General features: G+C 70.7%; 23 protein-coding genes. 15 read left to right on the top strand and 8 right to left on the bottom strand.

Features of this window, described 5'->3' with window-relative positions:
- Window positions 1–547: 547 nt before the first annotated feature.
- Entirely contained in the window at window positions 548–1309 is a 762-nt protein-coding gene (locus tag ABZX11_RS08935) for a DUF4253 domain-containing protein (RefSeq protein ID WP_176174535.1), read from the bottom strand.
- Window positions 1310–1563: 254 nt separating this feature from the next.
- On the opposite strand from ABZX11_RS08935, the gene ABZX11_RS08930 reads away from it, so the two are divergent.
- A complete protein-coding gene (locus tag ABZX11_RS08930) occupies window positions 1564–1947 on the top strand; it encodes an ankyrin repeat domain-containing protein (protein ID WP_354911220.1) in 384 nt (127 codons plus the stop codon).
- 6 nt (window positions 1948–1953) lie between these two features.
- Here the strand turns inward: ABZX11_RS08930 and ABZX11_RS08925 are convergent, their stop codons facing one another.
- Window positions 1954–3600 (bottom strand): DNA repair helicase XPB, encoded by a 1647-nt coding sequence (locus ABZX11_RS08925; protein WP_176174537.1) that lies wholly within the window; start codon window positions 3598–3600, stop codon window positions 1954–1956.
- A gap of 89 nt (window positions 3601–3689) precedes the next feature.
- On the opposite strand from ABZX11_RS08925, the gene ABZX11_RS08920 reads away from it, so the two are divergent.
- Entirely contained in the window at window positions 3690–4304 is a 615-nt protein-coding gene (locus tag ABZX11_RS08920; RefSeq protein WP_176174538.1) for a hypothetical protein, read from the top strand.
- On the opposite strand, the gene ABZX11_RS08915 is transcribed toward ABZX11_RS08920, so the two are convergent.
- On the bottom strand, window positions 4301–5686 hold the full coding sequence (locus ABZX11_RS08915; RefSeq protein ID WP_176174539.1) for an FAD-dependent oxidoreductase: 1386 nt from the start codon (window positions 5684–5686) through the stop codon (window positions 4301–4303). The two genes, ABZX11_RS08920 and ABZX11_RS08915, sit on opposite strands and share 4 nt — an antisense overlap.
- Window positions 5687–5744: 58 nt before the next feature.
- Window positions 5745–6710, bottom strand: a complete 966-nt coding sequence (locus ABZX11_RS08910) for an ABC transporter substrate-binding protein (RefSeq protein WP_354911217.1) — start codon at window positions 6708–6710, stop codon at window positions 5745–5747.
- Between the two features lie 187 nt (window positions 6711–6897).
- Here ABZX11_RS08910 and ABZX11_RS08905 point away from each other — a divergent pair, with 187 nt between their 5' ends.
- From ABZX11_RS08905 to mdlC, 8 genes are all read left to right on the top strand, one after another.
- A complete protein-coding gene (locus ABZX11_RS08905; RefSeq protein WP_354911214.1) occupies window positions 6898–9675 on the top strand; it encodes a nitrate- and nitrite sensing domain-containing protein in 2778 nt (925 codons plus the stop codon).
- 13 nt (window positions 9676–9688) lie between these two features.
- Window positions 9689–10366 carry a copper homeostasis protein CutC gene (locus ABZX11_RS08900; RefSeq protein ID WP_176174541.1) on the top strand — a complete coding sequence of 226 codons (678 nt, stop codon included), beginning with the start codon at window positions 9689–9691 and terminating at the stop codon, window positions 10364–10366.
- A 473-nt stretch (window positions 10367–10839) separates the two neighbouring features.
- Entirely contained in the window at window positions 10840–10998 is a 159-nt protein-coding gene (locus ABZX11_RS08895) for a hypothetical protein (protein ID WP_254897104.1), read from the top strand.
- A gap of 45 nt (window positions 10999–11043) precedes the next feature.
- Window positions 11044–12006, top strand: a complete 963-nt coding sequence (locus ABZX11_RS08890; RefSeq protein ID WP_354911210.1) for a hypothetical protein — start codon at window positions 11044–11046, stop codon at window positions 12004–12006.
- 167 nt (window positions 12007–12173) lie between these two features.
- Window positions 12174–13823 (top strand): S53 family serine peptidase, encoded by a 1650-nt coding sequence (locus tag ABZX11_RS08885; RefSeq protein WP_176174544.1) that lies wholly within the window; start codon window positions 12174–12176, stop codon window positions 13821–13823.
- An 80-nt stretch (window positions 13824–13903) separates the two neighbouring features.
- On the top strand, window positions 13904–14740 hold the full coding sequence (locus ABZX11_RS08880) for a helix-turn-helix transcriptional regulator (RefSeq protein WP_354911208.1): 837 nt from the start codon (window positions 13904–13906) through the stop codon (window positions 14738–14740).
- Window positions 14740–14898, top strand: a complete 159-nt coding sequence (locus ABZX11_RS08875) for a DUF397 domain-containing protein (RefSeq protein ID WP_354911206.1) — start codon at window positions 14740–14742, stop codon at window positions 14896–14898. Before ABZX11_RS08880 ends, ABZX11_RS08875 begins: the two co-directional genes overlap by 1 nt.
- A gap of 9 nt (window positions 14899–14907) precedes the next feature.
- Window positions 14908–16494 (top strand): benzoylformate decarboxylase, encoded by a 1587-nt coding sequence (mdlC, locus tag ABZX11_RS08870; protein WP_176174546.1) that lies wholly within the window; start codon window positions 14908–14910, stop codon window positions 16492–16494.
- Between the two features lie 48 nt (window positions 16495–16542).
- Here the strand turns inward: mdlC and ABZX11_RS08865 are convergent, their stop codons facing one another.
- From ABZX11_RS08865 to ABZX11_RS08850, 4 genes are read right to left on the bottom strand one after another with little or no spacing between them, the layout of a single operon-like run.
- A complete protein-coding gene (locus ABZX11_RS08865) occupies window positions 16543–17403 on the bottom strand; it encodes an ABC transporter ATP-binding protein (RefSeq protein ID WP_176174547.1) in 861 nt (286 codons plus the stop codon).
- 21 nt (window positions 17404–17424) lie between these two features.
- The gene (locus ABZX11_RS08860; RefSeq protein WP_176174548.1) at window positions 17425–18258 is read right to left on the bottom strand and encodes an ABC transporter permease; all 834 of its coding nucleotides are present in this window, start codon (window positions 18256–18258) and stop codon (window positions 17425–17427) included.
- Window positions 18255–19025 carry an ABC transporter permease gene (locus tag ABZX11_RS08855; protein ID WP_354911201.1) on the bottom strand — a complete coding sequence of 257 codons (771 nt, stop codon included), beginning with the start codon at window positions 19023–19025 and terminating at the stop codon, window positions 18255–18257. The genes ABZX11_RS08860 and ABZX11_RS08855 overlap by 4 nt, the downstream gene beginning before the upstream one ends.
- Before the next feature lie 13 nt (window positions 19026–19038).
- Window positions 19039–20043: an ABC transporter substrate-binding protein gene (locus ABZX11_RS08850; RefSeq protein ID WP_176174550.1), complete on the bottom strand. Its 1005-nt coding sequence runs from the start codon at window positions 20041–20043 to the stop codon at window positions 19039–19041.
- A 725-nt stretch (window positions 20044–20768) separates the two neighbouring features.
- Here ABZX11_RS08850 and ABZX11_RS08845 point away from each other — a divergent pair.
- The 5 genes from ABZX11_RS08845 (at window position 20769) to ABZX11_RS08825 (ending at window position 26589) form a co-directional block, all read left to right on the top strand.
- Window positions 20769–23918 carry a nitrate- and nitrite sensing domain-containing protein gene (locus ABZX11_RS08845; RefSeq protein WP_354911198.1) on the top strand — a complete coding sequence of 1050 codons (3150 nt, stop codon included), beginning with the start codon at window positions 20769–20771 and terminating at the stop codon, window positions 23916–23918.
- A gap of 20 nt (window positions 23919–23938) precedes the next feature.
- Window positions 23939–24400, top strand: a complete 462-nt coding sequence (locus ABZX11_RS08840; protein WP_003085376.1) for a roadblock/LC7 domain-containing protein — start codon at window positions 23939–23941, stop codon at window positions 24398–24400.
- Window positions 24401–24425: 25 nt separating this feature from the next.
- Window positions 24426–25205, top strand: a complete 780-nt coding sequence (locus ABZX11_RS08835; protein WP_176174552.1) for a DUF742 domain-containing protein — start codon at window positions 24426–24428, stop codon at window positions 25203–25205.
- Window positions 25186–25794, top strand: a complete 609-nt coding sequence (locus ABZX11_RS08830; RefSeq protein WP_043776338.1) for an ATP/GTP-binding protein — start codon at window positions 25186–25188, stop codon at window positions 25792–25794. The genes ABZX11_RS08835 and ABZX11_RS08830 overlap by 20 nt, the downstream gene beginning before the upstream one ends.
- A 378-nt stretch (window positions 25795–26172) precedes the next feature.
- Window positions 26173–26589 (top strand): roadblock/LC7 domain-containing protein, encoded by a 417-nt coding sequence (locus tag ABZX11_RS08825; protein WP_043776340.1) that lies wholly within the window; start codon window positions 26173–26175, stop codon window positions 26587–26589.
- Window positions 26590–26595 lie beyond the last annotated feature (6 nt).

Below are 26595 nucleotides of genomic sequence, written 5' to 3'. Positions count from 1 at the left end.
CCGGTTGTTTGGGGGGCCAAACTCGGGGGCGGTGGGGCTGGTGGGCTGGGAGTTGGGACGGGTGACCCAGGTTGGGGGACGGGTGTCTTACCCGTGCTTGGCGCTGCCGGGGTTCGGGTGTGCCGTGGGTGGTCTGCCGTGTGGGTCTGCCGTGGGGAAAGACTGTCCTCGCCGGACGGGCAGGCTCTGGGATGGCCTTGGGTTTGGCTTTTGGCTCGCCTTTTGTTCTTGGGTCGCTGGGTGGTCATCCCGTCGCCTGGTTGAGGCCTATCACTTTGAGCCAGGCCCGCAAGGTTGGGTTGTTTTCTCGCCTTGGGCTTTGGGTTGCGGGCCTGGCTCAAAGTGATTTGACGGCCTCAGGCGACGGGATGACCACCCAGCTCTTTTGGGGTGGTTGGGGCGTTGGTTGCTGCCCGCTGCCCGCTGCCCGCTGCCCGCTGTCCGCCGCCCCGCCGGCGTCCGGCATGGCCATCACGGTCGAGCCTGCCGACGGCCGCAACCCTCGCCCGCTCCCAGTCGGGCCCGCGGCCGGCCCGGCGCATCCAACTCAAGCCCAGGAAAACCTCCAATGTCGCGACTGCACCAAACCCGACGCGTACTCCCGCAGATTCCCCGGCTGCCCGGCAAACGTGGGCAAACTGAACGCCCGGTGCTCCGCCGCCACCGTCAGTGCCCGTGCCTGGTTTCTCGGCGGGGCCGCCACCGACAGCTCCATCGCGTCGAACCCCAACACCACCAACGTTGCTCCGAACCTGTCCTCCCAGCTGCGCAGCACCGCCGACAGCTCGGCCACCTGGTCCGTGCACTTGATCATCCCCGTCCAGCCGAGCAGGGCCGGGATGTCTGCCGGGCGCTCGGTCTGGACCAGGCCCAAGCGGTGCGGGGCCCGGGTTGCCAGGATCGATCCCGTGTTGCCCGCCTCCGCCAACGGGTCCGACCTGCGTGGGCTGCGCTTGGCCAGCCCCGGGAACCGTGCTCCGAACGGCCTCAGGCACGCGCCGTCGCAGCAGGAGGTGTCCCACCAGCGGGACAAGGCCCCCGCCGCGTCTGCCGTTGCCACTCGGTGGCCTGCCGGGGCCAGCCTGCCCCGGTCGTCGATCCAGTCCTCGCCGTTGGCCGCGAAACGCTGGTCGTGGGGGATCAGCACCGGCCACAGGCCGGACCGCTCGAACTCGGCCACGCAGCCCAGGTAGCGCTCGGGCCGGGTCAGCGGCAGGTCGGACACCCACAGCCGGCCGTGCCACGAGCCGGGTGGCAGCGTCTGGACCGGGGGTGCCGGCGTACCGGGGCGGAGCGGTGCGATCGTCATGGACGTCCCCTCGAACTTGTGTTCGGTTCCTGCATCTCGAACAGTAGTTCGAGGGTCCGACAATTTCCAGCGTTTTGGCCGCTCATCCGTTCGAGTGAATCCGCAAATATGCAGGTCAGGGCGTTGCTGGGGCACGTGTGACGCAAGATGTTGCTGAGACACGCCACTGCGCCGAAGGGGTGGTGGCCGCTCACCTGCACGGATCCGCCGATCGGAACGCGTACGGTGATCCACTGGTCCGAAGGGGGACGAACGTGGTCGATCGGCTGGGGCGATCCGAGCTGCACTACTGCGCGTTGGAGGGTGACGGCGCGCAGGCGCGGGCACTGCTCGCCGCGGGGCACGATCCCGACCTGAGCGACCAAAGGGTCTTCACGCCGTTGCACCTGGCCGCCCAGCAGGAGAACGTCGAGGTGGCCGGCGTGCTCCTGGAGGCAGGCGCCCGGGTCGATCCGGTCAACGAACACGGGAACTCACCGCTCTTCGCGGCAGTCTTCGCCTACCGAGGCCGCGGCGAGCTCATCGAGCTGCTCCAGCAGCACGGCGCGGACCCGCTCCAGGCCAACCGGTCCGGGCAGACGCCGGCCGGCCTGGCTCGGCTCATCGCCACTTCCGACGTCCGGAAGTTCTTCGGCTGACCCCGCTCAGAGCGGCCTGAGCAGGTCGTCCGCGTCCACGATGTGGTACGCGTACCCCTGCTCCGCCAGGAACCGCTGCCGGTGGGCCGCGTACTCCGTGTCCACCGTGTCGCGCGAAACGATCGAATAGAAGTGGGCCTGCCTGCCGTCCCCCTTGGGGCGCAGCAAGCGGCCCAGCCGCTGGGCCTCCTCCTGCCTCGACCCGAACGTGCCCGAGATCTGGATCGCCACCGAGGCCTCCGGCAGGTCGATCGAGAAGTTCGCCACCTTCGACACCACCAGCGTCCGGATCTCGCCGCGGCGGAACTTGTCGAACAGCTCTTCGCGCTCCTTGTTGCGCGTCGCTCCCTGGATCACCGGGGCGTCGAGCTCGTCGCCGAGCATCTCGAGCTGGTCGAGGTACGCGCCGATCACCAACGTCGGCTCGCCCGCGTGTTTGGCCACGATCGACTTGATCACCGGGGTCTTCGTCAACGCCGTGGCCGCCAGCTTGTAGCGCTCGTCCGCCTCCGCCGTGGCGTACTCGAGCCGCTCCGCGTCCGTCAGCGTGACGCGGACCTCCGTGCACTCCGCCGGCGCGATCCAGCCCTGCGCCTCGATGTCGCGCCACGGGACGTCGTAGCGCTTCGGCCCGATCAGCGAAAACACGTCGCCCTCGCGGCCGTCCTCGCGCACCAGCGTGGCCGTCAGGCCCAGGCGGCGGCGGGACTGCAGGTCCGCCGTCATCCGGAACACCGGGGCCGGCAGCAGGTGGACCTCGTCGTAGACGACCAGGCCCCAGTCGCGGGAGTCGAACAGCTCCAGGTGCTTGTACTCGCCCTTGGTCTTGCGGGTGATCACCTGGTAGGTGGCGATGGTGACCGGCCGGATCTCCTTCTTCTCGCCGGAGTACTCGCCGATCTCCTCCTCGGTCAGCGACGTGCGCGCGATCAGCTCGCGCTTCCACTGCCGCCCGGCCACCGTGTTCGTCACCAGGATCAGCGTGGTGGCCTCGGCGCGCGCCATCGCCGCCGCGCCGACCATCGTCTTGCCCGCGCCGCACGGGAGCACGACGACGCCCGAGCCGCCGGCCCAGAACGCCTCCGCCGCCTGGCGCTGGTAGTCGCGCAGCTGCCAGTCCGTCTCCTCCAGCGCGATCGGGTGCGCCTCGCCGTCGACGTACCCGGCGAGGTCCTCGGCCGGCCAGCCGACCTTCAGCAGCGCCTGCTTCAGCCGCCCGCGCTCGGACGGGTGGACGATCACCGTGTCCTCGTCGATCCGGGCGCCCAGCATCGGGCTGATCTTCTTGTTCCGGACGACCTCGGCCAGCACCGCGCGGTCGGTGGTCGACATCACCAGCCCGTGCGCCGGGTGGTTGGCGATCTGCAGCCGCCCGAACCGGCCCATCACGTCGACGACGTCGATCAGCAGCGGCTGCGGCACCGGGAAGCGCGAGTACGTCGTCAGCGCGTCGACGACCTGCTCGGCGTCGTGGCCGGCGGCCCGGGCGTTCCACAAGGCCAGCGGCGTGATCCGGTAGGTGTGCACGTGCTCCGGCGCGCGCTCGAGCTCGGCGAACGGGGCGATCGCGATCCGCGCGTCGTCGGCCTGGGGGTGGTCGACCTCCAGGAGCACGGTCTTGTCGGACTGGACGATCAGCGGGCCATCAGTCACAACTACTGTTATACGTGCCTCGCTCCGGTCCGCTCCGCTCGCGGGTCCGCCGGTGGGACGAGGTGCCGAGGGGATCACTGGGAGGCACGTTGACCACACCGCCGTTCGACGACAACCCGTTCCGGTCGCCGGGCTACCCGCAGCCCGCGCCGATGCCGCCGGTACCGGGGCAGCAGCCCATCCCGCACTGGTTCACGACGAAGGTGAAGATCACCCTGGTCGCGTGCGTGGTCGCCGCGCTGGGCCTGGGCGCGCTCGGCGCGATGGCCATCTACTGGTCCGACCGCAGCGGGCCGCCGTCGGACGGCGACTGCCTGTACCTGACGCGCGAGAGCACCGGCAAGCTCGCCTACCACCGCGTCGGCTGCTCCGCGAACAACGCGACCTACAAGGTCGAGGACACCTACCGCGGCGGGTCCTACCCGTGCGGTTCCGGGGACTACGTGCGGTTCCGGCTCGGTTCCGGCTCCGCGCTGACGCTCTGCCTGGCCCTGAACGTCAAGGCCGGCGACTGCCTGCGTGACGTCGACGACGAGAGCACCATCGCCAAGGTCCTCTGCACCGACCCGGCGGCGCGGGAGCGGGTCGAGATCCTCTCCGGCTACGGCCGCGACGACAAGTGCGAAGGCGCCGACAAGGTGTTCAGCTACTCCGGTCCGCCGGCCCGGACCGTGTGCCTGATCCAGACCGGCGAGAACATCTAGCCGAACCACCGGCTCAGCTCGGCCGGGTCGACGGCGTACCCGTCCGGCCGCACGAGCAGCAGCCGGCCGCGGTACTCCGCCGCGCCGGTCGCCGCGCGGACGACGTCGACCCGGCCGGTGCGGCCGGGCGGCAGCGCGTGGTCGCCGAGGTCGAGCAGCAGCCCGCGGCCGCCGTGCAGCAACGCCGAGAGCCGCGTCGGCCCGGCCGCCGTCGTCAGGTCGAGGTCCGGGACGCGGTGCGCGCCGGGGTAGTCAAGGCCGAGGCCGGACAGCAGCCCGCTGAAGTAGCGGTTGGCGTCCGGCAGCCGCATGAGGTCGATGACGATCTCGCGCAGGGCCTCGACGTTCTCGCTGCGGTCCGGCGCGGTGAAGACGCGCTGGGCCGCGGTGTGCCGCAGCACCCGGGCGGCGGCCGGGTGGCGTTCGGCGTGGTAGGTGTCCAGCAGCCCGGCCGGCGCGGTGCCGCGGACGGTCGCCGCCAGCTTCCAGCCGAGGTTCATCGCGTCCTGGACGCCCAGGTTGAGCCCCTGGCCGCCGAGCGGCGGGTGGATGTGCGCGGCGTCGCCGGCGAACAGCACGCGGCCGTGCCGGTACCGCTCCAGCTGCCGTGTCGCGTCGTTGAACCGCGAAGCGCCGTACACCTCGCCCAGCCGCGTCTCGGCGCCGTACAGCGCTGTCAGGGCTTCGGTGACTTCGGTGTCCGACACCGGCGCGTCGCGGCCGGGCTGCTTCGCCGTGGTGCCGAAGACGAACCGGTGGCCGCCGTCGTCGAGCGGGGTGAGCATCGACCAGTAGCCGTCGACCTGCCGGGTCACCTGGCCGAAGTGCCCCGCGCGGGCGGGGACCAGCTCGGACGCGGCGGCCAGCCGGATGTGGGCCAGCGTGGCGACGTAGGTCTCGGTGCGGCCGGGGAACGGCACCCCGAGCAGCCGCCGGACCGTGCTGTGCGCGCCGTCGCAGGCCACCAGCCAGCGGGCCCGGACACCGTCGACCGTGACGCCGTCCGCGTCGGCCTCGACCGCGGTCACCTCGTGCCCGCGGTCGATCACCACGCCGTGCCCGGCCGCGTGCTCGGCCAGCATCGCCTCGACGTCGTCCTGGGTCCGGTTGAGCACCCGCGGGTGGCGGGTCTGCCAGACGCTGTGGTCGAGCGGCACCGGCAACCCGGCGAAGTGCCCGCTGGGGCCGTCGACCTCGTGGTCGGCCGGGCCCAGGCCACGCAGGTCCAGCAGCTCGGCGGTCCGCGGCTGGAGCCCGACCGGCCGCGGCAGCCCCGGCCCGGACCGCCGTTCGAACACGGTCACGCTCACGCCGGCCAAACCGAGTTCGGCAGCCAGCAGCAGGCCCGTTGGCCCGGCTCCGGCGATCAGGACGTCGGTCATCGCGCACTCCTCAAGTAGACTGAGTGCAAAAGTAGACCAAGTGCAATTTTGACGGTAGCTAATATCCGGCCTGGTCGGGGAGCAGGCCCTGGACGTCGAGGCGGTCGGCCAGCAGGCCCGAGTTGTGCATCAAGTCGGCCACCCGCTGCAGCCGGATGCCGTTGAGCGACGCCGGGTACGAGCCGAGCGAGATCAGCGCGGCCGTGGTCGCGTCGATGTCGGAGAACTTCGGCAGCGCGTCACGCACGGTCGCCGGGTCCGTCGCGCTCTGCTGCGCGGCGCCGAGTGCGGTGCGGAACGCCCGCAGGGTCCGCGGGTTGGCCTGCGCGAACGGCTTGGCCGCCGCGTAGCCGGAGAGGGGGAAGTCCAGCGTCGACCCGCGGGCGCCGTCGGCCAGGATGTGCGCACCGAGATCCTTCTCGGCGCGGGTGATGTACGGCTCGATCATCAGCGCCGCGTCGGCGTCGCCGGCTTGCAGCGCCTGCGGCATCCGGTCGAACGGGATGGCCTTGAACTTGATCTTCGCCGGGTCGACGCCCGCGGTGACCAGCACCGACCGCGCGACGAGCGCGCCGACGTCGTCCAGCGTGTTCACCGCGATCTCGGGTGACTTCTTCGCCGTCGGCACGGTGTAGTCCGAGTCCGGCAACGTCACCAGCGCCATCGTGTTCGGCCCGGACGTGTAGGCCTCGCCCTGCAGCTGCAACGCCGTCCCGCCGGCCGCGGCGCGGAAGATCGCGATGTCGGAGGCGAAGGTGACGTCGAGGTCGCCGGCGGCCAGCTTCGCCAGCCCGTCGTCCGCGCCGAGCTCGACGAGCTGCACGGTCAGCCCCGCGGAACCGAATTTCCCGGCCGCGACGGCGATCCGCAGGGGGGCCGTGTCGATGGCGTTGCCCACACCGACGCGCAGCGTGGTCCGCTCCAGCGGCGGCGGGGCCGCGGGGGTGCCGGAAGAGAACACACTGCACCCCGCGGTCGCCAGAAGCGCCGCTACCAGCGGAATCAGCAGTCCGCGTCCGATCATGAGCCTTCACCTACCGCGAGAATCTCGTTCTCGTGCTGGATCGTATGGTCCAGGCCCCATACGATCGCGGGCAGGGCCGTAACGTGCCGGCGCGGCTTTCGGATCTTCATGGGGCGGGCTACCGTCCAGTAGGTTCGAGGTGTCGTTCGATCCGCGGGTTCCCGCCCGCGGCGGAAAAGGAAACCAGGTGACCCGTCGCGACAAGCGTCCCCGCAAGGGCGGCGACGCGGCGGATCCGCGTCCGGCGGGCGGCCGGTGGCGGCTGCGCAACTGGCGTCTCGGCACGAAGCTCTTCGCCGTCCTCCTCATCCCCGCGCTGGCCGTGATCGCGCTCGTCGGCCTGCGGATCAGCTCCGACCTGCGCGACGCCCGCCAGCTCGCCGAGTTCGCGACGCGCGGCCGGGTCGACAGCACGGTCGCCGAAGCCTTGCACGAGTTGCAACGCGAGCGCGACCTCACCGTCCGGTTCGTTGCGCAGAACCGCCAGGGCGACACCGCGGAGCTCACCGGCCAGCGCACCCGAGTCGACCAGGCCATCGGCGCGTTCGAGCGGACGCTCGCCGAGAGCAGGCCGCGGCTGGACGCGAAGGCCGCGGAAAGCCTGCAGCAGACCGACGACCGGCTGCGCGTGCTCGGTGGCCTGCGGTTTTCCGCGGAGCACTCGGCGTTTCCCGCCGACGCCGTGCTGCGCTCGTACAGCGAGCTGATCTCCGGCCTGCTCGACATCAGCGACTCCGCCGCGGCCGACGTCTCCGACCCGGAACTGGCGCGGATGCGGCTGGCGGGCAACGCACTGGCCCGGATCAAGGACCAGATGTCGGTCAAGCGCGCGGTGATGGCCGAGGCGCTCGCGGCGGGCACGCTCAACCGCGACCGCACGCGCGCCCTGCTCGGCGCGGAAGCCGAACTGGCCGCCGCGCGCAGCGACTACCGCACCTTCGCCACCCCCGACCAGCAGCGGATGTTCGACGACACGGTGATCGGCCTGGTCGTCGACATCGGCAACGACCTGGTCGAATCCGCGCTCACCCGCACCGAAAACGGCCAGAACCTCTCGGGTCTCGATCCGAACCAGTGGGACATCTCGGCGACGAAAACGGTGAACCTGGCCCACCAGGTGCAGCAGGCGCTGCTGGTCCAGTTGCAGGAACGCACCGACGCGCTGGCGGCCCAGGCCCGCACGGCCGCGCTGTGGGACGGCGGCGTGGTCCTCGGCGTCCTGCTCGTCGCCGGCGTGCTGTCGGTGGTCATCGCACGCTCCCTGTTGCGCCCCTTGCGGATCCTGCGCCGGACCGCGCTCGAAGTGGCCGAGCACCGGCTGCCCGCGGCCGTGCAGAACCTGCTCACCGATCCCGAGCCCGCCCCGGAGAACCTGCGGAAACGGCTCGCCGTCGCGCCCGTTCCGGTGTTCACCCGCGAAGAGCTCGGCCAGGTGGCCCGGGCGTTCGACGCGGTGCACGGCGAGGCCGTCCGGCTCGCCGGCGAACAGGCCATGCTGCGCGAGAACGTCAACGCGATGTTCGTCAACCTCTCGCAGCGCAGCCAGGACCTCGTCGAACGGCAGCTGTCGGTGCTCGACCGGATGGAGGCCGACGAGCAGGACCCGGACACCCTCGCCGGGCTCTTCGAACTCGACCACCTCGCGACGCGGATGCGGCGCAACAGCGAAAACCTGCTGGTGCTCTCCGGGCACGACTCCGCGCGCGAGGACGCCGGCCCGGTGTCCGCCGACGAGATCATCGGCGCCGCGCTCTCGGAGGTCGAGCACTACCAGCGGATCGAGCTCGGCCCGGCCCCGCAGGTCGCGGTCCGCGGCGAGGCCGTCAACGACCTCGTGCACGTCGTTTCCGAGCTGCTGGAGAACGCGACGCGCTACTCCGGCGACGAGGTGGTCACCGTGTCGAGCGCGGAAACCCACGACGGCGACTGGCAGATCGAGATCATCGACCACGGCGCCGGCATGCCGCAGGCGGAGATCGACCGCACCAACTCCCGCCTCGCGCACCCGCCGGACGTCGACGTCGAGGTGTCGCGCCGGATGGGCCTGTTCGTCGTCGCGACGCTGGCCACACGCCACCGCATCGACGTCAGCCTCAGCGCGGGCGCGGAATCCGGGCTGGTGGCGACCGTGCTCGTGCCCGCGGCCCTGATCGTCGAGCTGCCGCCGATGCCGGCGCCGCCCCCGCCCGCGGAGCCTGCCGCCGCCCCGGAACCGGAGCTGCTGGCGCCGCTCGCCCCGCTGACGCCGCCGGAGCCCGAACCCGAGCCGGAGCCGGAAGAGCTGTCACCGCCGTCGATCGAGGCAGGCCCGCCGCGCCGGGCGCCGGTGGTGGCCCGCGACCACGCGCCGGAGTGGCCGACCGCGGACGAGGAAGCCCACCTTGACCTCGACGCCCCGACCGAGCGGATGCCGGCCTACCGGGACGTCCTGTCCCGCTGGTTCGACGCCTCCGCCGCGCCCGAGCAGCCGCGGAAGCCGGCCGAGCCGCGCCCGGTCGCCGAGGCGCCGCGGCCGGCCGAGCCCCGGCCGCGGCACGCCCTCGCCGCACCGCCGCCGCCCCCGCCCCCGCCGCCGCTGTCCCGGGAGATCGCCGCTCCCGAAGCGCCGCCGCAACGGGAGAACAACGCTCCGGCGCCCGTCGAGACACCGCTTTCCGGTGAAATCCGCGTGCCGAACCCGGACGACGAGGACACCGAACCGCGGCTGACACCCGTCGCGCCGCCCGCCCCGCCCGAGCCGGTGTACGCCTGGCCCACCCCCGCCGAACTGGAGCAGGAGGACGGCGCGGAGGACACCTGGCCGTTCCTGCAGCCGCTGGATTCCGCGGCCAGCCCGGGATCGGTGCCGGAGCAGCGGCCGATACTCTCTCTTTCCCCGGAAGCGGTGCGCGAGCGGATGACGAGCCTTCAAGGCGGCTTCCGGCGAGGGCGGCATGCGAGGGGGGACGACACCCGGAACCAGTGAAACGGATTGAGGCATGAGCTCGAAGACGCCCCTGCTGGAAGTGATCGCGCTGGACGCGGCGGACGCCGAAAGCGCGCAGGCGGGCGGGGCCGACCGCCTCGAACTGGTTGCGGACATGGCGCAGGACGGCCTGACGCCGTCGGTCGAGACCCTGCGTGACGTGCTTTCGGCGACCGACCTCCCGGTGCGGGTCATGCTGCGGGACAACGGTTCCTTCGCCGTCGGCGACCTGGAAGGGCTGCGCGCGGACACGGCCCGGCTGATCGACGCGGGCGCGCGGGAGTTCGTCTTCGGCTTCCTCAACGTCGACAGCGAGATCGACCTCGACGCCTGCGAGGCGCTGATCAAGGAGGTCGACGGCCTGCCGTGGACGTTCCACCGCGCCATCGACCGCACGCGCGACCCGTTGCGCGCCTACGACCAGCTGGCCGGGCTCGGCTGTGACACCGTGCTCGCCGCCGGTCACCCGAACGGCGTGGCGAGCGGCCTCTCGGTGCTGCAGCGGCTCGCGCAGCGCGACGGCGGGCCGGAGCTGCTCGTCGGCGGTGGCCTGCGCGCCCAGCAGGTGCACCTCCTGCGCGCGGGCGGGGTGCGCGGGTTCCACGTCGGCAGCGCGGTGCGGCCGGGCGGCTGGCAGGCGCCGGTCGACGCGCACGCCGTGCGCACCTGGGTCGATCTCGTCAAATCCTGAAGCAACGTCGCAAATCCCACGTCGAATCGGCGGAGTAGAACGATTTCTGCCGACGTTTTCGCGCGCGGTCGGCAATCGTGGGCCGGTGCGTGAAAATGCATCCGGCCGGTGCAGAGCGCCGTGCTCGGCTGCGCGTGCCGCTGCACGGGCGTTTCCAGCTTTGACCTGGTTGGTGGCTGATTTTCCGGCAGCCGGGTGGCTACGGTTGTCCCGCATTTCGCGATCCGGCCGATCTTCAAGGAATCGATCTGCAGTGCGGGAGGCGGCGCCGTGTGCGCGCGTATTCAGTTCGAGAACTCGTTGCGTGGACAGCAGGAAACCAGGACTCCGACAATCAGGTGGATATCACTCACCTGGGGCCGGTTGATTCCCCGTGGCGGCCGCCCGGGCGTGGCCGCGCTGAGCCGGAAGGCGGAATCGTGACCGGCGCGATACCGCGTCAACGCGGAACCGAAACCTCGGAAGCCGAATTCGTGAAACTGGGGCTCGGCGGTTCCCTCGCCCTCACCGGGGTGCTGGCCGTCGTCAAGATCGCGGAAACCGCCACGGGTGTGGTGCTGACCGCCGCCGGGGTGTTCCCCGGCGCCAATCCCCCGACGGAACGAGCTCCGGCCCGGTCCGGCGGGGAATGAGCGGAGCTGCCCCGATCGGCAGCTCTCTACGGACGGAGGGCTGCCATGACCGGCAGTGACGGGCGGGAAGAACGGCGCGGTGCGCGCGTGGGTCTCGCCGACGTGCGCCAGCTCGAAGACAGCGTCGCGGAGCTCCGGGCCCTGGACTACCGCTACGGCGGCGGCTCGTGCCGGGCCGCCGTGGAATCGAGGTTGCCCGCCGCGGTGGCCCTGCTGGACGGCGTGACGAAAACGGTCGTACTGGCGCGGCTCTACACCGCGGTGGCCGACCTGTACAACCTGGCTGGCTGGACGAACTTCGACCAGGACCGCCCGGCCGCCGCGCTGGAGGCGTTCGCCCGCGCGCTGGAACTGGCCGTCGAAGCGGGCAACGACGACCTCCAGGCCAACATCCGCTACCGCGTCGGGCGGCTGCACCTGCACTACGGCGCGGTCGACGCGGCGCTGCTGGAGTTCGCGCGGGGCCGGGAGGCGGCGGTGTCGGCGCACTCCAAGCTGGCCCAGGCGATCCTGTCGGCGAACCAGGCGTGGGCGCACGCCATGAAGGCCGACGTCAGCGGAGCGCTGACCTTCCTGCGCCGCGCCCGGCAGGAGTTCGCGGAGGCCGAGGGGCGCGAGCCGTCGCCGTGGGCGGCGTTCTTCGGGGCCACCGACATGGCGGCGATGGTCGGGACGGTGCACGGCGAGCTGGCGCAGGTGGTCGACGTCCGCCACGGCCGCGACGGGATCCCCGCCCTCGTCGAGGCGATCAGGGGCTACCCGCGTGGCATGACGCGCAGCCGTTCGCTGACCCTGATCTGGCTGGCCACCGTGCACGCGCTGGACGGCGATCTCGACATCGCCACCACGGTCGGCGAAGAGGCGGTCGAGCTGGCCGGCGCGTTGCGGTCGCCGCGGGTGCGGCAGCGGCTGGACTCGCTGGCGCGGGCCGCCCGCCGGTTCTCCGGCAACGCGGACGCGCGGGCGCTCGTCGAACGGGTCGAAACGGTCGGGCATTCCGGACAATAATCGGTTTGCCATGGGAAGGTAAACCCGCCGGAAAATGAAAATGGGATCCGTCGAAGCTCAGACAAAAGTAGGTTCCTCGGCGCGATCTCGGCTTCTTATGCTTCTCGGCAACCTGCGGCTGACATTGCGCGCAGGCCCGGTCCCCACCGCCGAGAGGAAATCCCCCCATGCGCTTGCGCAAGCTCGTCGCGGCCGCTGTGCCGCTGCCTGCGTTGCTCGGCCTCGCCGTGGCCGTCCCGGCCGCTGCGGCGTCGGAACCCCTGGTCACGCTGGCCGACAACGCCGCCCCGCTGGTCAACAGCGCCCGCACCGGCGACGTCGCGGCCGATCGGCCGATCACCGCCGCGCTTTCCCTGAAATTGCACAACCAGCAGGCGCTCGAGAAGTTCCTCGCTGATGTGCAGAATCCGGCATCGCCGCAATACCACCGGTTTCTGACCCCGGCGCAGTTCAATGCGAGGTTCGGTCCGACGCAGGCCGACGTTGACAAGGCCGTCTCATTTCTCGGGAAAGCAGGGGTGAGCGGGATCGAGGTTTCCGGCAACCGGCAGGCGATCACCTTCACCGGCACGGCGGCGCAGCTGGAGTCGGCGTTCCGCACCCGCATCGGGACCTACCACGACCAGGCGTCCGGGCGGGACTTCTTCGCCAACGACGCGGTCCCGGCCGTGCCGGCGAGCGTCTCGGACGTCGTGGGCGGTGTCGTCGGCCTCGACGACCACGCGGTGCGGACGCATTCCGCGAAGCCGCTCGCGCAACCGAAGGTCGTCAAATCGGTGACGCCGCCGGTGCTCAAGACCGCTTACGGCACCAGCAGCCTCTCGGCGACGGGCAGTGGCGTGAACGTCGGCTTCGTCGAGTTCGACGGCTACCAGAAGTCGAACATCACCAGGTACGACAGCACCTACGGCCTGTCCGCGGGCTCGGTGACGACGGTCCCGGTCAGCGGCGCGAACTACGATTCCTCCCCGGGCGACGGCCAGATCGAGGTCGAGCTCGACATCGAGGTCGTGCACGCGCTGGCCGCGGCGGCCAACGACTACGTGTACGAGGCCCCGAACTCGAGCGCCGGCGAACTGGCGATGTACCAGAAGATCGCGTCGGACGCGAAGGTCGACGTGGTCTCGATTTCGTGGGGCGCCTGCGAAGCGGCCGAAGGGTCGAGCGCGGCGAAGAGCGTCAGCAGCGCGATCGCGACCGGCACCGCGGAGGGCATTTCGTACTTCGCGGCGGCGGGCGACGACGGCACGACCGACTGCTACCGCCAGACCGGTTCGGCGGCCCGCGGGGTCGACTTCCCGGCGTCGAGCCCGAACGTGTCGGGTGTGGGCGGGACGAAGCTGAGCGTGACGTCGTCCAACGGCTACAGCAGCGAAGTGGTGTGGAACGACGGCAGCAGCGGCGGCTCGACCGGCGGCGGGATCTCGACGGTGTTCACGGCGCCGTCCTGGCAGTCCTCGCAGAGCACGACGTACCGCAAGGTCCCGGACGTGGCGGCGGACGCCTCCCCGACGTCGGGCTACTACATCTACAGCGCGGGAACGTGGGAGACGGTCGGCGGCACCTCGGGCGCAACGCCGCTGTGGGCGGCCTTCGCGGCACTGCAGAACCAGGTGCACGGAGGGGCGCTGGGCAACCTGAACCCGAAGTTCTACTCGATCGGCAACGGATCGTCGTACGGCACGGGCTTCCACGACGTGACATCGGGCAACAACAGCCTCCACGGGACAACGGGTTTCACCGCGGCGACGGGGTATGACCAGGTCACGGGCTGGGGTTCGTTCAAGGCGGCGGGCCTCAGCGGCCTGATCGGGTAAGCCCGAGGTGGCGGGGCTGTCGCGAGTTCGTGACAGCCCCGTCGCCCGTTTTTGTCGGTGCCCGATGACACAATGTGCACATGGCAGTACTGGTAGCGACACCGAGGTCCCGCGCGCTGGGCTTCGGCCTCCGGGCGGCGAGGAAGGCGCGGAACCTCAGCCTGCGCCAGCTCGGCCGGGTGATCGGTGTGGCCGCGCAGGAGATTTCCCACTGGGAAGCCGGGACGCGAGTGCCGAAGGTCGAGCAGGTCGGTCTGCTGCTGGGGGCGCTCAGGGTGGAACCGGCGGAGTGGAAGCGGTTGCTCGCCCTTGCCGAGAACGCCCGAGAGCCCAACTGGGTGGAGCCCGCCAAAGTTCCCGAGTTGGCCGCATTCATCGAGTACGAGCGGACCACCAGCACGGTGATCAACTGGGAACCGCTTCTGGTGCCCGGGATCTTCCAGACCACCGACTACACCAGGGCGCTTTTCGCGGCCGAGGGGCTCAAGCCCGAAGAGGTCGAGGAGCGGGTGGCGATCCGGGTTCGCCGCCGTGGGCTCCTTCGTGGCTCGGACCCGTTGAATTACGTGGTCTTCATCGGCGAAGGTGCTCTGCGCGGCGGAGTTGGCGGTTCGCGGATCATGGTTGCCCAGTTGGCCCATCTGGTGGCGGTGTCGCTGTGGTCGAACGTGAGCCTTCGCGTTCTGCCGGTGGCGCTCGGCTGCCATCCCGGGCTGTTCGGCCCGTTTGCGATCCTCGACTTCTGGAACCTGCCGTCGATCGTCCATTTGGAGGGCTATCGCGGCAGTGCCTACCTTTATGATGATCGCGAGGTGGCCGACTATCGCGCCGCCGTGCGGCGGATGCGCGGCTTGGCCTTGGCTGAGCCCGAGTCGCGGGCATTCATCCAGGGGGTGATCGCCGAGTTGGAGGCGTGATGTGGCGTAAGTCGAGTTACAGCGGGGTCCAGACCAACTGTGTCGAGGTGAAGCTCGGGCCGGTGTCACAGATCCGCGACACCAAGGACCGTTCCGGCGGCACCCTGACCCTCGGTTCGGCCGCTTGGCGGGCTTTCCTTCGCAAGGCTAAGCGTTAACCTGTCCGCATGATCAAGCGCACGGTGCTGGACGCCACCCGTGAACTCCTCCGCGAACTCGGCCTCACCACGGTCTTCGGCAATCCCGGCACCACCGAGGTGCCGTTCCTCACCGACTGGCCCGATGACTTCGACTACGTCCTAGGCCTGCAGGAATCCGCCGTCGTGGCGATGGCCGATGCCTATGCCCAAGCCACCCGGCACGCCGTGCTGGTCAACCTGCACTCCGCCGGCGGGGTCGGGCACGGGCTCGGCAGCCTCTTCAACGCCTACCGCAACCGGACGCCGTTGATCGTCGTCGCGGGGCAGCAGATCCGGTCCCTCCTGCCGCACGAGCCCTTCCTCGGCGCGCTGGAAGCGCCCGAATTCCCCAAGCCCTACGTGAAGTGGTCCATCGAGCCCGCCAGTGCCGAAGACGTCCCGGCCGCCCTTGCGCGGGCCTACCACGTTGCCACGCAAGCACCTTCCGGTCCGGTCTTTGTCTCCGTCCCCGCCGATGACTGGTCCGTCACCACCGAACGGCCGATCGTCTCGCGCCCGCGGATCCGCGGGTACGCGCCCGATCCCGAGGCCGTCGACGAGCTCAACGCCGCCCTCGAAGCCGCCGAGCGGCCGGCGATCGTCGTCGGGGGTGCCGTCGACCAGGACGGGGCCGTCATCGAGACCGTTGCGCTCGCCGAACGGCTCAACGCCGCCGTGTGGGTCGCGCCGATGTCCTTCCGGTGCTCGTTCCCCGAAGACCACCCGCTGTTCCAAGGGTTCCTCGACCCCGAACGCGGGGCCGTCGCCGACGCGCTCGCGCCGTACGACCTCGTCGTCGTGCTCGGGGCGCCCGCGTTCACCTACCACGTCGAGCGCGGGCGCGGGGAAGCTCCGCTGCCACCCCTGTTCATCGTCAGCGACGACGAGCAGGTCCTCGCGCGCGCCTTCGAGGGCACCGGCATCCGTGCCACGCCGAAGCTGGGCATCCGCGCGCTGCTGAACGTCGTCGAGCGCAGCACGCGGCCCGCGCCCGCCCCGCGTCCGCGTCCCGCCAAGCCGAGCGCCGACGCGCTGACCGGCGAACTCGTCTACTCGACGCTCGCGGAGCTGTTGCCGGAGAACGCCCTGGTCGTCGAGGAGGCGCCCAGCCACCGCGGGATCCTGCACGACCACCTGCCGATCACGGCCACCGACACCGGCTTCCTGACCATGGCCAGCGGCACGCTCGGCTACGGCGTCCCCGGCGTGGTCGGCGCGGCGCTCGCCCGCCCGGACCGCAAGGTCGTCGGCGTGATCGGCGACGGCTCGAGCATGTACGGCATCCAGGCCCTCTGGACGGCGGCGCGCGAAGAACTCCCCGTCACGTTCGTGATCCTGGACAACAGCGAGTACGCGGCGGTCCGCATCCTCGGCGACGCGATCGGCGGCGCGAAGCTCCCGGGCACCGAACTGGGCGGCATCGGCTTCGCGGGACTGGCCGAAAGCATGGGCTGCCACGGCGTGACGATCACCGAGCCGGCGGACTTGGTCCCCGGCCTCACCAGGGCGCTCGCCGACCCGCGGCCGACGCTGGTCCACGTCAAGGTGGCGGCCTCGTCCAAGTCGCTGTACTGACCACCGCTGGTGGTCCACAGTGGACATCCACTGTGGACCACCAGCGGGTCAGCTGCGGGTCTTGCTCTCCTGGACGTCCGTGGCCTGTTCGGCCAGCTCCCACTCGGCGGCGTCCGACGCGGCCTTGACGGCCTCCGCCGGCGTGCCGCCGTGCAGCAGGCGGGCCACTTCGCCGCGCAGGGTGACGAACTCCGCCGACTCGCGCGTGGTGATCTGGTCGCGCTCGGCGGGCAGGTCCACCGGCAGGTCCGCCACGATCGACGCCGGTGACTTCGACAGCACCAGCACCCGGTCGGACAGGTACACGCTCTCGTCGATGTCGTGGGTGACGACCAGGACCGTGCTGCCCTGCTCGCGCTGCACGCGGCGGGTCAGGTCCTCGAGCTCGAAGCGCGTCTGGGCGTCGACCGAGGCGAACGGCTCGTCCATCAGCAGCAGCGCCGGGCGGCTGGCCAGCGCGCGGGCGATCGACACCCGCTGCTGCATGCCGCCGGACAGCTGCCACGGGTACTTGCCGCCGACGCCGGACAGGCCGACGTGCTCCAGCGCCTCGGCGGCCCGCGCCCGGCGTTCGGCCTTGGAGATCGGCCGCCACCGCAGCGGGAACTCGACGTTCTTCTGCACCGAAAGCCAGGGGAACAGGGACCGGCTGTAGTCCTGGAACACGACGGCCAGGTCGTCCGGCACGCCGGCGACGCGGTCGCCGTGCAGGCTGACCGTGCCGTCGGTCGCCCGCGTCAGCCCGGCGATGCAGCGCAGCAGCGTCGACTTCCCGCAGCCCGACGGGCCGACGATGCTGGCCAGCTGACCGGCTTCGACGGTGAACGAAAGGTTGTTCACCGCGGTGTGCGCCTTCGCACCGGCGCCGTAGGTGTGGCTGAGGCCGGACACTTCGAGCATGGTGGTCATGGGGAGAGGCCTTTCGAAGCGTCAGCCGCGGCCGAGGCGGGTCGGCTGCCAGGCCAGCACCCGCCGCTCCGCGGCCAGGAAAACCATGTTGAAGACGTAGCCGAGGATGCCCAGCAGCACCAGCCACGCCCACATGGTGGGGAAATCGAAGTCCTGCTGGGCGTTCAGCAGCGACCGCCCGATGCCGTTGTACGCACCGACGAGCTCGGACACGACCATCAGCAGCAGCGAGATCGACAGGCTGACCCGCAGCCCGGCGAAGATCTTCGGGGCCGCCGCCGGCAGCACGACCATGCCGAGCCAATACGCCTTGGGCGTGCGGAACGACCGGGCCGTCTCCACCTTCACCTGGTCGACCGAGCGGACGCCGTCGACCGCGTTGAGCAGCACCGGCCAGACCGCGCCGAAGATGATCGACCCGATCTGCATGCCCGAGCTCAGCCCGAACAGCACCGCGAACACCGGGATCAGCGTGGGCGGCGGGATCGAGCGGAAGAACGCGAACAGCGGGCCGACGTAATCCATCGCCGTCTCCGACCGGCCGATCAGCACGCCGAGGACGATGCCGACGACCGCGGCCAGCGCCCACCCGCCGAGCATCCGGGCCAGGCTGGGGACGACGTTGTCGAACACCGCGTCGGTGAGGAACAGGTGTGACGCGGGCCCGGTGAACCACAGCTTCGCCGCGGTGGTCGCGATCTCCGTCGGCGGCGGGAAGAACCTGCTCCCGCCGGCCCGCGCGGCGAACTCCCACACGACCACCATGAGGGCGAAGAGCAGCCAGTTGCGCAGGACCGTGGCGGCACCGCGCGCGGCGCGCCTGCCCACCCGGCCCGAAAGGGTTGCCGCCGTCACGCGATCGCCTCCCGGTCGACCGTGCTCCACCGGAACAGCCGCCGGCCGAGCTGGTCGAGCCCTTCGTTGATCAGGTAGCCCAGCGTCCCGGCCACCACGGTGCCCGCCAGTACCAGGTCGAACCGGGTGGAACCGGTGCTGGCCACGATGATGAAGCTGCCGAGGCCGACCTGGGAACCGGCCAGGAACTCGACGCTGACCACGGCGATCAGCGCGATGGTCGCCGACAGCCGGACGCCGGTGAAGACGAACGGCGCGGTCTGCGGCAGCGCGACCGACGACAGGATGCGGAACCGGCTGGTCCCGCACGCGCGGGCGGTCTCCATCAGCACCGGGTCGATCTCGCCCATGCCGTAGATCGTGTTGAACATGATCGGCCACAGCGAGGCGTACACGGCGAGGATGATCTTCGCTTCCGGGCCGGAGCCGATCACGATCAGCACCAGCGGCACCAGCGCGGTGACCGGGATCGGCCGGAGGAACTCCACGATCGCGGCGGTGGCCGTGCGCAGGGCCGGGATGCTGCCGAGCAGCAGGCCGGCGGGCACGCCGATCACGATCGCGACCGCGATGGCGATCAGCCAGGCCAGCATCGTCGCGACGATGTCCCGGACGAACTCGGGGTCACCGAGCAGGTCCCAGACGGTGCCCAGCACGACGCTCGGCGGCGGGATGAACGTTTTGTCGACCAGGCCGACCTGGACGACGACCTCCCAGAACAGGAGGAAGCCGACCAGGCCGGCCAGGCCGCGGAGCAGTTTCTTCACGTCGGACAGGTGATCAGCTGGTGGCCTGCGGCGCGATCATCGGCGCCGCGTCGACCTTGCTGGTGATGACGCCCATCTGCAGCAGCAGGTCGGGGACCCGCTGCAGGCGCCGGGCGTCCAGGACCGAGCCGTAACCCGGCAGGGTGAGCAGCTTGGCCGTGTCCTCGTCGATCTTCGCGTACTTGACCAGCAGCGGCTCGACCTTCGAGCGGTCGTTGATCGCGTCGCTGGTGGCCTTCTTCATCGCGCGCTGGAAGGCCGCGAGGGTCTTCGGGTTGCCCTGGACCCACTTCGTCGTCGAGCCGTAGCCGGTCAGCGGGAAGTCCTGGCTGGCGCCGGTGTTGATGTCGATGACCGGCGTCGCGCCGACGGTCTTCGCCGCCTGCGTGAGCATCGGCTCCGGCATGTAGGCCGCGTCCACCTGGTTGTCCTTCAGCGCCGCCGCCATGTTCGGCAGCGGGACCAGGGTCCACTTGACCCCGCTGAAGTCGACACCGTGGTCCTTCATGACGGACTTGGTGAGGATGTCGGACGCGGTGTTCTTGGCCGTGATCGCGATTCGCTTGTCCTTCAGGTCGTTGACCGTCTTGACCGGCGAGTTCGGCACCGTGACGATGGCGTTGCTCTTCGCGTTCACCGACGTGCCGTCGGCGACCAGCTGGATGTCCTCGCCCTTGCCCTTGGCGACGAAGAACGGCGTGTACGTCGAGAGGGCGATGTCGACCTCGCCGGAGATCGCTTTCTGCATCGACTCCTGGCCGCTCTTGGCGACGATCTGCTCGACGTCGAGACCCTCGGCCTTGAAGTAGCCGCCGTCCAGGGCCAGCCAGAACGGCCCGAGGTCGGTGGTCGGCATGATGGAGACCTTGATCTTCGACTTCTCCAGGCCGCCCCCGTTCGACGAGGCGTTCGAGCTGTCCGAGCCGAGCGCACTGCAGCCGGTGAGGGCCGTGGCGGCTGCGACCGTGAGGGCGAGCCCGAGCGCGGCGCGGCGAGTGCGAACCCGGCCACTGCTCATGGCGTTTCCAAGCAAGGCCTGCTCCTTGAAGAAAGTGACGGTTGGGGAACCGATTTCAGTGGAAGTGCGTGACTCATTCTCGGGAGCCACGCGGGCCACTGTAGAGAACGTGACAGCTCGCTCACAATGGGTGGAACGACTACCGGACCGAGTGGCGCACGTCACTCTTTCGGCCTCTGGTCTAGACCCACTGCTCCACTCGCCGTAACGGTTTACCCAGCGTAGGGTGAGGTTCCTGAATCAGCGATGACTTCTGTGCGCCGACTGAGCGAACGCTGTGCAAGATTGAGCGGGTCCTGTCGGGAGGGTTACATCTTCCCCGGCCGTTCGCTACCCTCTGCACCTGCGGGGAGGTATCAACCTCCGATGTAGTGAGAGAGAGTGCCTGGATGGCCGATCAAGCAGTCCCACTTCGGTGTACCAGCACACACTGTGCTTTTCCTGAGAGAATCTTCCCCGCGAAGACCACTGCCTGGCCGGGCACAACCGCCGCGCCGGTGGGTTAGGGCCAACCAACAGACCGATGCAAGACCAGCGCAGGGACCCGACCGTGATGCTCGAGCTGAACCGATTCCGTCCGCCCGGACGGGGTTCAGGAACCCCCAGTGTCGACACTGGAGACGATCTTTTCACCCGTACGGGTAGCGTCTTGCGCTGGGCTCCTTCCGATGGGCCGGAGCGCCGGAACGCCGGGAGCGTGCAGACGAGTGGCTGAGGAGAACGCGATGCGCCCTGGCGGGCGCTGGACCGACCAGGGTTTCCCGAGCACGAACGATGATGGTGGAGCGGCGGTGCCGAACGAAGACGCCGCGGGGGTGGGAGGGGCCCCCGCGCAGTCGCCCGGAGCGGATCCGGGCCGGAAGGCCGGGCTGTTCTCCGGCATGCGTGACTGGCGGCTGCGGTCCAAGCTGGCCGCGGTCCTGATCATCCCGACCCTCACAGCGCTCGCACTGGGCGCGGTACGCGTGATCGACGACGCCCGCGAGGCGGCCGAGTTCCAGCGCACCGCCGACCAGGTCGCGTTCGCCGTCAAGGTCACCACAGTGGTGCACGAGCTGCAGAACGAACGCTCGCTGGCCGTCGCCCGGATCTCTTCGGGCAACCAGCTGCTGCAGACCGGGCTCGACTCGCAGATCGCCAAGGTCGACCGCGAAGTCGCCGACCTGCGCGGCGCGGCCGGCACCCTCGGCTACGACGACCAGGCGACCAAGGACCGCTACGCCCGCGGTCTCCAGCGCCTCGACGCCCTGCGTCCGCTGCGAGCGGCGTTCAACGCCCAGAACAGCCTGCCCGACATGACGGTCCTCACCGCCTATTCGGGCATCATCGACTCGCTGATCGAGCTGGGCCGCGAGGTCACCACCGCGGTCACCGACCGGGACGTGCTCCGCCTCGGCACGAGCACGCAGGCGATCAGCGAGGCCAAGGAGTTCACCACCCGCTCCGACGCCGAGCTGCAGATCGCCGCGTTCCGCGGCAACTTCCCCGGCGACCTCCTCGACCAGACGCGCGCGTCGGCGTCCAGTGCCGACGCCTCGGTCGCGGCCTTCCTCGCGAACGCCGACGACGACCAGCGCCAGCTCTACAACGACACCTACTCCGGCCCGGAGGTCGACGACCGGCGGCGGATCCAGACGTCGGCGTTCTCCTTCGCCCAGCTGGGTGACCCGCCGAACATCGACACGACCGCGCTCGGCAAGGACAGCACCGTCTCGGCCGACAAGCTGCACGCGGTCGAGTCGAACCTGCTGGCCCAGCTGAAGACCCGCGCCGACGACCTCGCCACGGCGGCGGTCAACTCCGCGTGGGTCGGCGGTGCCGTGGTCCTCGCCGCGCTGGCCCTCGCGGTCGCGCTGATGCTCGTCGTCGCCCGCCTGATGCTGCGCCCGCTGCGGGTGCTGCGGAAGAGCGCACTGGACGTCGCCTACACCCGGCTGCCGGAAACCGTGCAGGCGATCCTCGACGACCCGGACCCGGTCGGCGCCTCCAAGAAGGCCGTCCAGCCGGTGCCCGTCACCTCCCGCGACGAGATCGGCGAGGTCGCGCGGTCGTTCGACATCGTCCACGAACAGGCCGTCAAGATGGCCGCCGAGCAGGCCCTCCTGCGCGAGAACGTCAACGGCATCTTCGTGAACCTGTCCCGCCGGTCGCAGCGGCTGGTGGAACGCCAGCTCGGCGTCATCGACCGGCTGGAAGCCGACGAGCAGGACCCGGACCACTTGGCCAGCCTGTTCGAGCTCGACCACCTCGCGACGCGGCTGCGGCGCAACGGTGAGTCGCTGCTGGTGCTCTCCGGCGCCGGCCTGGCCAAGTCGGTGCCCAAGCCGGTGCCCGCCGCCGACGTCATCGGCGCCGCGGTGTCCGAGATCGAGCAGTACGCCCGGATCGAGGTCGGCATCGTGCCCGACGTCGCGGTCCAGGGCCTGGCGATCCACGACCTCGTGCACGTCCTCGCGGAGCTGCTGGACAACGCGACCTACTTCTCCGAGCCGGAGACGAAGGTCATCGTCCGGGCCGTGGTGACCCGCCGCAAGGCGCTGGCCATCCAGGTCACCGACCACGGTGTCGGCATGAGCGAGGAGCGGCTGGCCGAGGTCAACGCCCGCCTGGCCGACCCGCCGGACCTGGACGTGTCGGTGACCCGGCGAATGGGTCTGTACGTGGTTTCGCGGCTGGCCAAGCGCCACGGCATCGAGGTCCGGCTGCGCGAGAACGAGGACATCGAAGGCGGCGTGATCGCGCGGGTCGTCGTCCCGGCCGAGCTGCTGACCCAGCTCCGCCCGGGCATGCAGCGGCAGACGCCGCCGCCGGCGAACCGCTCCGAGACGTCGATGTCGATGCCGAGCATCCCGCCGATCCCGGCCGCGCGCTCGGACTTCGACCAGACGCAGACGTTCGCGCAGACACCGCCGCCGCGCTCGAACCCGACGCCGGCAATGCCACCGCCGCCCGCACCCGAGCCGGTGGCGAGCCAGGGCGGCCTGGTGCCGCTCGACCAGCCGATCAGCCTGGACGACCTGGTCAGCGGCGGCCGCGCGGCGGGCCCGTTCCTGTCGCCCGAGCTGCCGAAGCCGGAGACGCCCGCCTGGCCGACCGCCGAGGACCTGGCGCCGCTGACGCCGTCGTCGAACGGTGACGGGGCCAGCTCTCGGGCCGCCGACACGCAGTTCGCGCCGCTGGTGCTGCCCAAGCGCGAGCCGAAGTTCGTGCCGCCGGAGGAGCCGCCACCGGCCCCGCCGCCGCCCGCGAACGAGGTCGGCTCGTCGGCGCTCGAGGACGATGTACCCACCCGGCGGTTGCCGATCTACCAGTCGGTGCTGTCACGCTGGTTCAGTGAGGGTGACGACTCGGCCGCCGATCCGGTGCCGCCGCAGAGCGACGGGGAAGACCCCAACCTGCCGCCGCTCAACGGCATCGACGAGCCGGCCAGGGTCGCCCCGAAGGCCGAGCCGGTTCGTGACGAGCTCCAGCCGACCGCGGCCACCCGGCACCCGCTCCTCCCCGCCGACGACGGCTGGCACAGCGCCTCCGACGATGGCTGGCAGGCGGCGCAGTCGCTGCTGGAGTCGAAGAACGAGGAGATCACCCCGGCCGGGCTGCCCAAGCGCGTCCCGAACGCCTACCTGGTGCCGGGCTCGATCAGCAGTCCTTCGGTCGACGCTCCGCCGCAGAACAGCTTCGCGGACAACACCGCGGGCATGCCCGGAACGGGTGCGATCACCCGCTCGGCGTCCGCGGCGCGGAGCAGGATGGCAAGCTTCCAGCGGGGCTACACCTCGGGACGGCACGCTTTGAAGGAACTCCCGGGCGAAGAACAGCTGGAAAGCAGCAGGGTTCCGGGGCGTGGCAACACCACAGACAGCAGTGAGGAGTGAAAGTGACACGGGCGGGTGCAATGCAGCCGGGTGGCTCCGCGCAGCCGAACGGCCAGGCGCATGCCAAGGCGAACAATGCCGGCAGCTTCGCTTGGCTGATCACGGATTTCGTGCACCGGGTGCCCGGCGCGGCCCACGCGGTCGTGGTGTCGGCCGACGGCCTGCTCCTGGCGGCTTCGCGTGGCCTGCCGAAGGACCGGGCGGACCAGCTGGCGGCGGTGGCGTCGGGGCTGACCAGCCTCGCGCGCGGCGCGGCCAAGGTGTTCGAGGGCGGCACGGTGGCGCAGACCGTGGTCGAGATGGCCAACGGTTTCCTCTTCCTCATGTCGGTTTCCGACGGTTCGTGTCTGGCGGTTCTGGGGTCGCCGGAGAGTGACATCGGCCTGGTCGTCTACGAGATGACCCTGCTGGTGGAGCGGGTCGGCCAGCAGCTGACTCCGGAGATGCGGGCGCAACTGCAGGGTGCGGCCGTCCGCCGCTGAGGACCTGGGAACCGAGGAGAGAGCCGTGGACGACGGGCGCTTGAGGGGTGATGGGCGGCTCGGTGACGACTTCTCCGGCGGGTGGTCCGACCAGTCGGACGAGAGCCGGGAGGACTGGCAGTCGTTCCGTGACCGCGTCGACCGCGAGTGGCGTGCGCGGCGGGTGCAGGCGTCCGACAGCGACCCCGTCCGGGAGCCACCGAACTGGCTGACCGACAGCAACGCCGGGCAGGAGCCGATCCGGCCGATCGCCGGCGGCACCGAGTACCGCGACCGCCTCCTCGGCGGTCCGGGCGCGGAGCTGTTCGGCGGGTCGAGCGGGCCGCTGTACGACGCGCGTGACTTCGCGGCGTACACGACCGAGCGCGACTTCGGGGCGGGTCCGGACTCCGGTGAGTTCGCCGCGGCGCTGCCGCAGCAGGCCCACCAGGAGTACGTCGACGCGCCGCCGCCGACGGAGATGGAGACGTCCGGGCTGGTCCGGCCGTACTTCCGGACCCGTGGCCGGACGAAGGCGACCCTCGACCTGGCGATCGAGGCGCTGATTTCGACGAGCGAACAGGGCCGGATGCTCGACCGGGTCCGGGTGCCCGAGCACCGGTCGATCTGCGACCTGTGCCTCGACACCAGGTCGGTGGCCGAGGTGGCGGCGCTGCTGCGCCTGCCGCTCGGCGTGGTGCGCGTGTTGATTGGTGACGTGGCGGGCCTCGGGCTGGTGCTGGTGCACTCCAGCAGCCCGACCGTGGGCGACCGCCCGAGTATCGAGTTCATGGAAAGGGTGCTCAGTGGGCTTCGGAGAATTTGACTCCGACGCGAACGCGCCGCAGGTGACGGGTCCGACCTCGTCGGCCAAGATCGTGGTCGCCGGCGGGTTCGGTTCGGGGAAGACAACGCTGGTCGGGGCGATCTCCGAGATCGACCCGCTGACCACCGAGGCCATGATGACCGAGGCCAGCGTCGGACACGACGACACCTCGGCAACGCCCAACAAGACCACCACGACCGTGGCGATGGACTTCGGGCGCATCTCGCTGGACTCGGACCTGGTGCTGTACGTGTTCGGCACGCCGGGTCAGCACCGGTTCTGGTTCATGTGGGACGACCTCGCGGTCGGCGCCATCGGCGCGGTCGTGCTGGTGGACACGCGGCGGCTGGCCGACGCGTTCCCGTCGATCGACTTCTTCGAGAACCGGAAGCTGCCCTACGTCGTGGCCATCAACTGCTTCGACCGGCTGCTGCATCACCAGATCGAAGACGTCCGGCACGCGCTCACCATCGCGCCGTCGGTCCCGATCATGGCGTGCGACGCGCGCGAGCGGGAGTCCGCGAAGCAGGTGTTGATCTCGGTCGTCCAGCACGCGATCGCGCACGATTCGGCGTTGCGCGCGGGCTAGCCCATGACGCCCCGAACCGGATGCGGCCGTTGGAGTGAACTCCACGTGCTTCACCCACTTCGGGGAGCGCCGTCACCGTCCGGAGGAGCAGCCTCCCGGCGCGGTCCGGCGGCGCCGGGTGCCGGCGTCCCCGGCACCCGGGCTGACCTGCGCCGATGGCGAGCGGGTGCGCGCCGCCGGGTGTCCCCCGGACGGGGGAGGCGAGCTGGGCTGCCGCCGATCCCGGCCGCGAGCACACGTAGGGTGCGCAGCGGCCGGCCGGTGGCGGGCTCGACACCACCGGCGGTGCGAATACGCTTTACCGTGGCGTCGCCGACCGGCCGTGCCGGGCGCTCCGGGGTGCGGCGGGCGACGCCGCACGAGCAAGGAGGAGCAGGAGTGACGGCTTCCGGCCAGGGTTCGTTCGGCTGGCTCATCACGGACTTCGTCCGCCGGGTGCCCGGCGCCGCGCACGCGGTTCTGGTGTCCGCGGACGGGTTGCTGCTGGCGCCGTCGGAAGGGCTGCCCCAGGAACGCGCCGAACAGCTGTCGGCGGTCGCGTCCGGGCTGATCAGCTTGACGGCGGGGGCGGCGCGCTGCTTCGAAGCGGGCGGCGTCAACCAGACCGTGGTGGAGATGGAGCGCGGCTACTTGTTCCTGATGTCCGTTTCGGACGGTTCGTCGCTGGCCGTGCTGGCCGCGCCGACGTGCGACATCGGCACGGTCGCCTACGAGATGACGCTGCTCGTCGAGCGGGTCGGCCAGCAGATCACCCCCGAGCTGCGCGCCCAGCTGCAGGGTGGCGTGCGTGGGTAGGGCGAG

The organism is Amycolatopsis sp. NPDC004169 (assembly GCF_040610315.1).
Taxonomy (GTDB): domain Bacteria; phylum Actinomycetota; class Actinomycetes; order Mycobacteriales; family Pseudonocardiaceae; genus Amycolatopsis.
Note: the sequence above shows the minus strand (reverse complement) of the source record. Positions and strands in the feature narration are given on the sequence as shown.

Bases quoted from the DNA above. Each gene is read 5' to 3' on its own strand.
- ABZX11_RS08900 (WP_176174541.1), top strand. From the start codon at position 9,689: ATGAGCTCGAAGACGCCCCTGCTGGAAGTGATCGCGCTGGACGCGGCG.
- ABZX11_RS08910 (WP_354911217.1), bottom strand. From the start codon at position 6,710: ATGATCGGACGCGGACTGCTGATTCCGCTGGTAGCGGCGCTTCTGGCG.
- ABZX11_RS08890 (WP_354911210.1), top strand. From the start codon at position 11,044: ATGACCGGCAGTGACGGGCGGGAAGAACGGCGCGGTGCGCGCGTGGGT.
- ABZX11_RS08935 (WP_176174535.1), bottom strand. From the start codon at position 1,309: ATGACGATCGCACCGCTCCGCCCCGGTACGCCGGCACCCCCGGTCCAG.
- ABZX11_RS08865 (WP_176174547.1), bottom strand. From the start codon at position 17,403: ATGACCACCATGCTCGAAGTGTCCGGCCTCAGCCACACCTACGGCGCC.
- ABZX11_RS08850 (WP_176174550.1), bottom strand. From the start codon at position 20,043: ATGAGCAGTGGCCGGGTTCGCACTCGCCGCGCCGCGCTCGGGCTCGCC.
- mdlC (WP_176174546.1), top strand. From the start codon at position 14,908: ATGATCAAGCGCACGGTGCTGGACGCCACCCGTGAACTCCTCCGCGAA.
- ABZX11_RS08885 (WP_176174544.1), top strand. From the start codon at position 12,174: ATGCGCTTGCGCAAGCTCGTCGCGGCCGCTGTGCCGCTGCCTGCGTTG.
- ABZX11_RS08880 (WP_354911208.1), top strand. From the start codon at position 13,904: ATGGCAGTACTGGTAGCGACACCGAGGTCCCGCGCGCTGGGCTTCGGC.
- ABZX11_RS08875 (WP_354911206.1), top strand. From the start codon at position 14,740: ATGTGGCGTAAGTCGAGTTACAGCGGGGTCCAGACCAACTGTGTCGAG.
- ABZX11_RS08840 (WP_003085376.1), top strand. From the start codon at position 23,939: ATGCAGCCGGGTGGCTCCGCGCAGCCGAACGGCCAGGCGCATGCCAAG.
- ABZX11_RS08915 (WP_176174539.1), bottom strand. From the start codon at position 5,686: ATGACCGACGTCCTGATCGCCGGAGCCGGGCCAACGGGCCTGCTGCTG.
- ABZX11_RS08845 (WP_354911198.1), top strand. From the start codon at position 20,769: ATGCGCCCTGGCGGGCGCTGGACCGACCAGGGTTTCCCGAGCACGAAC.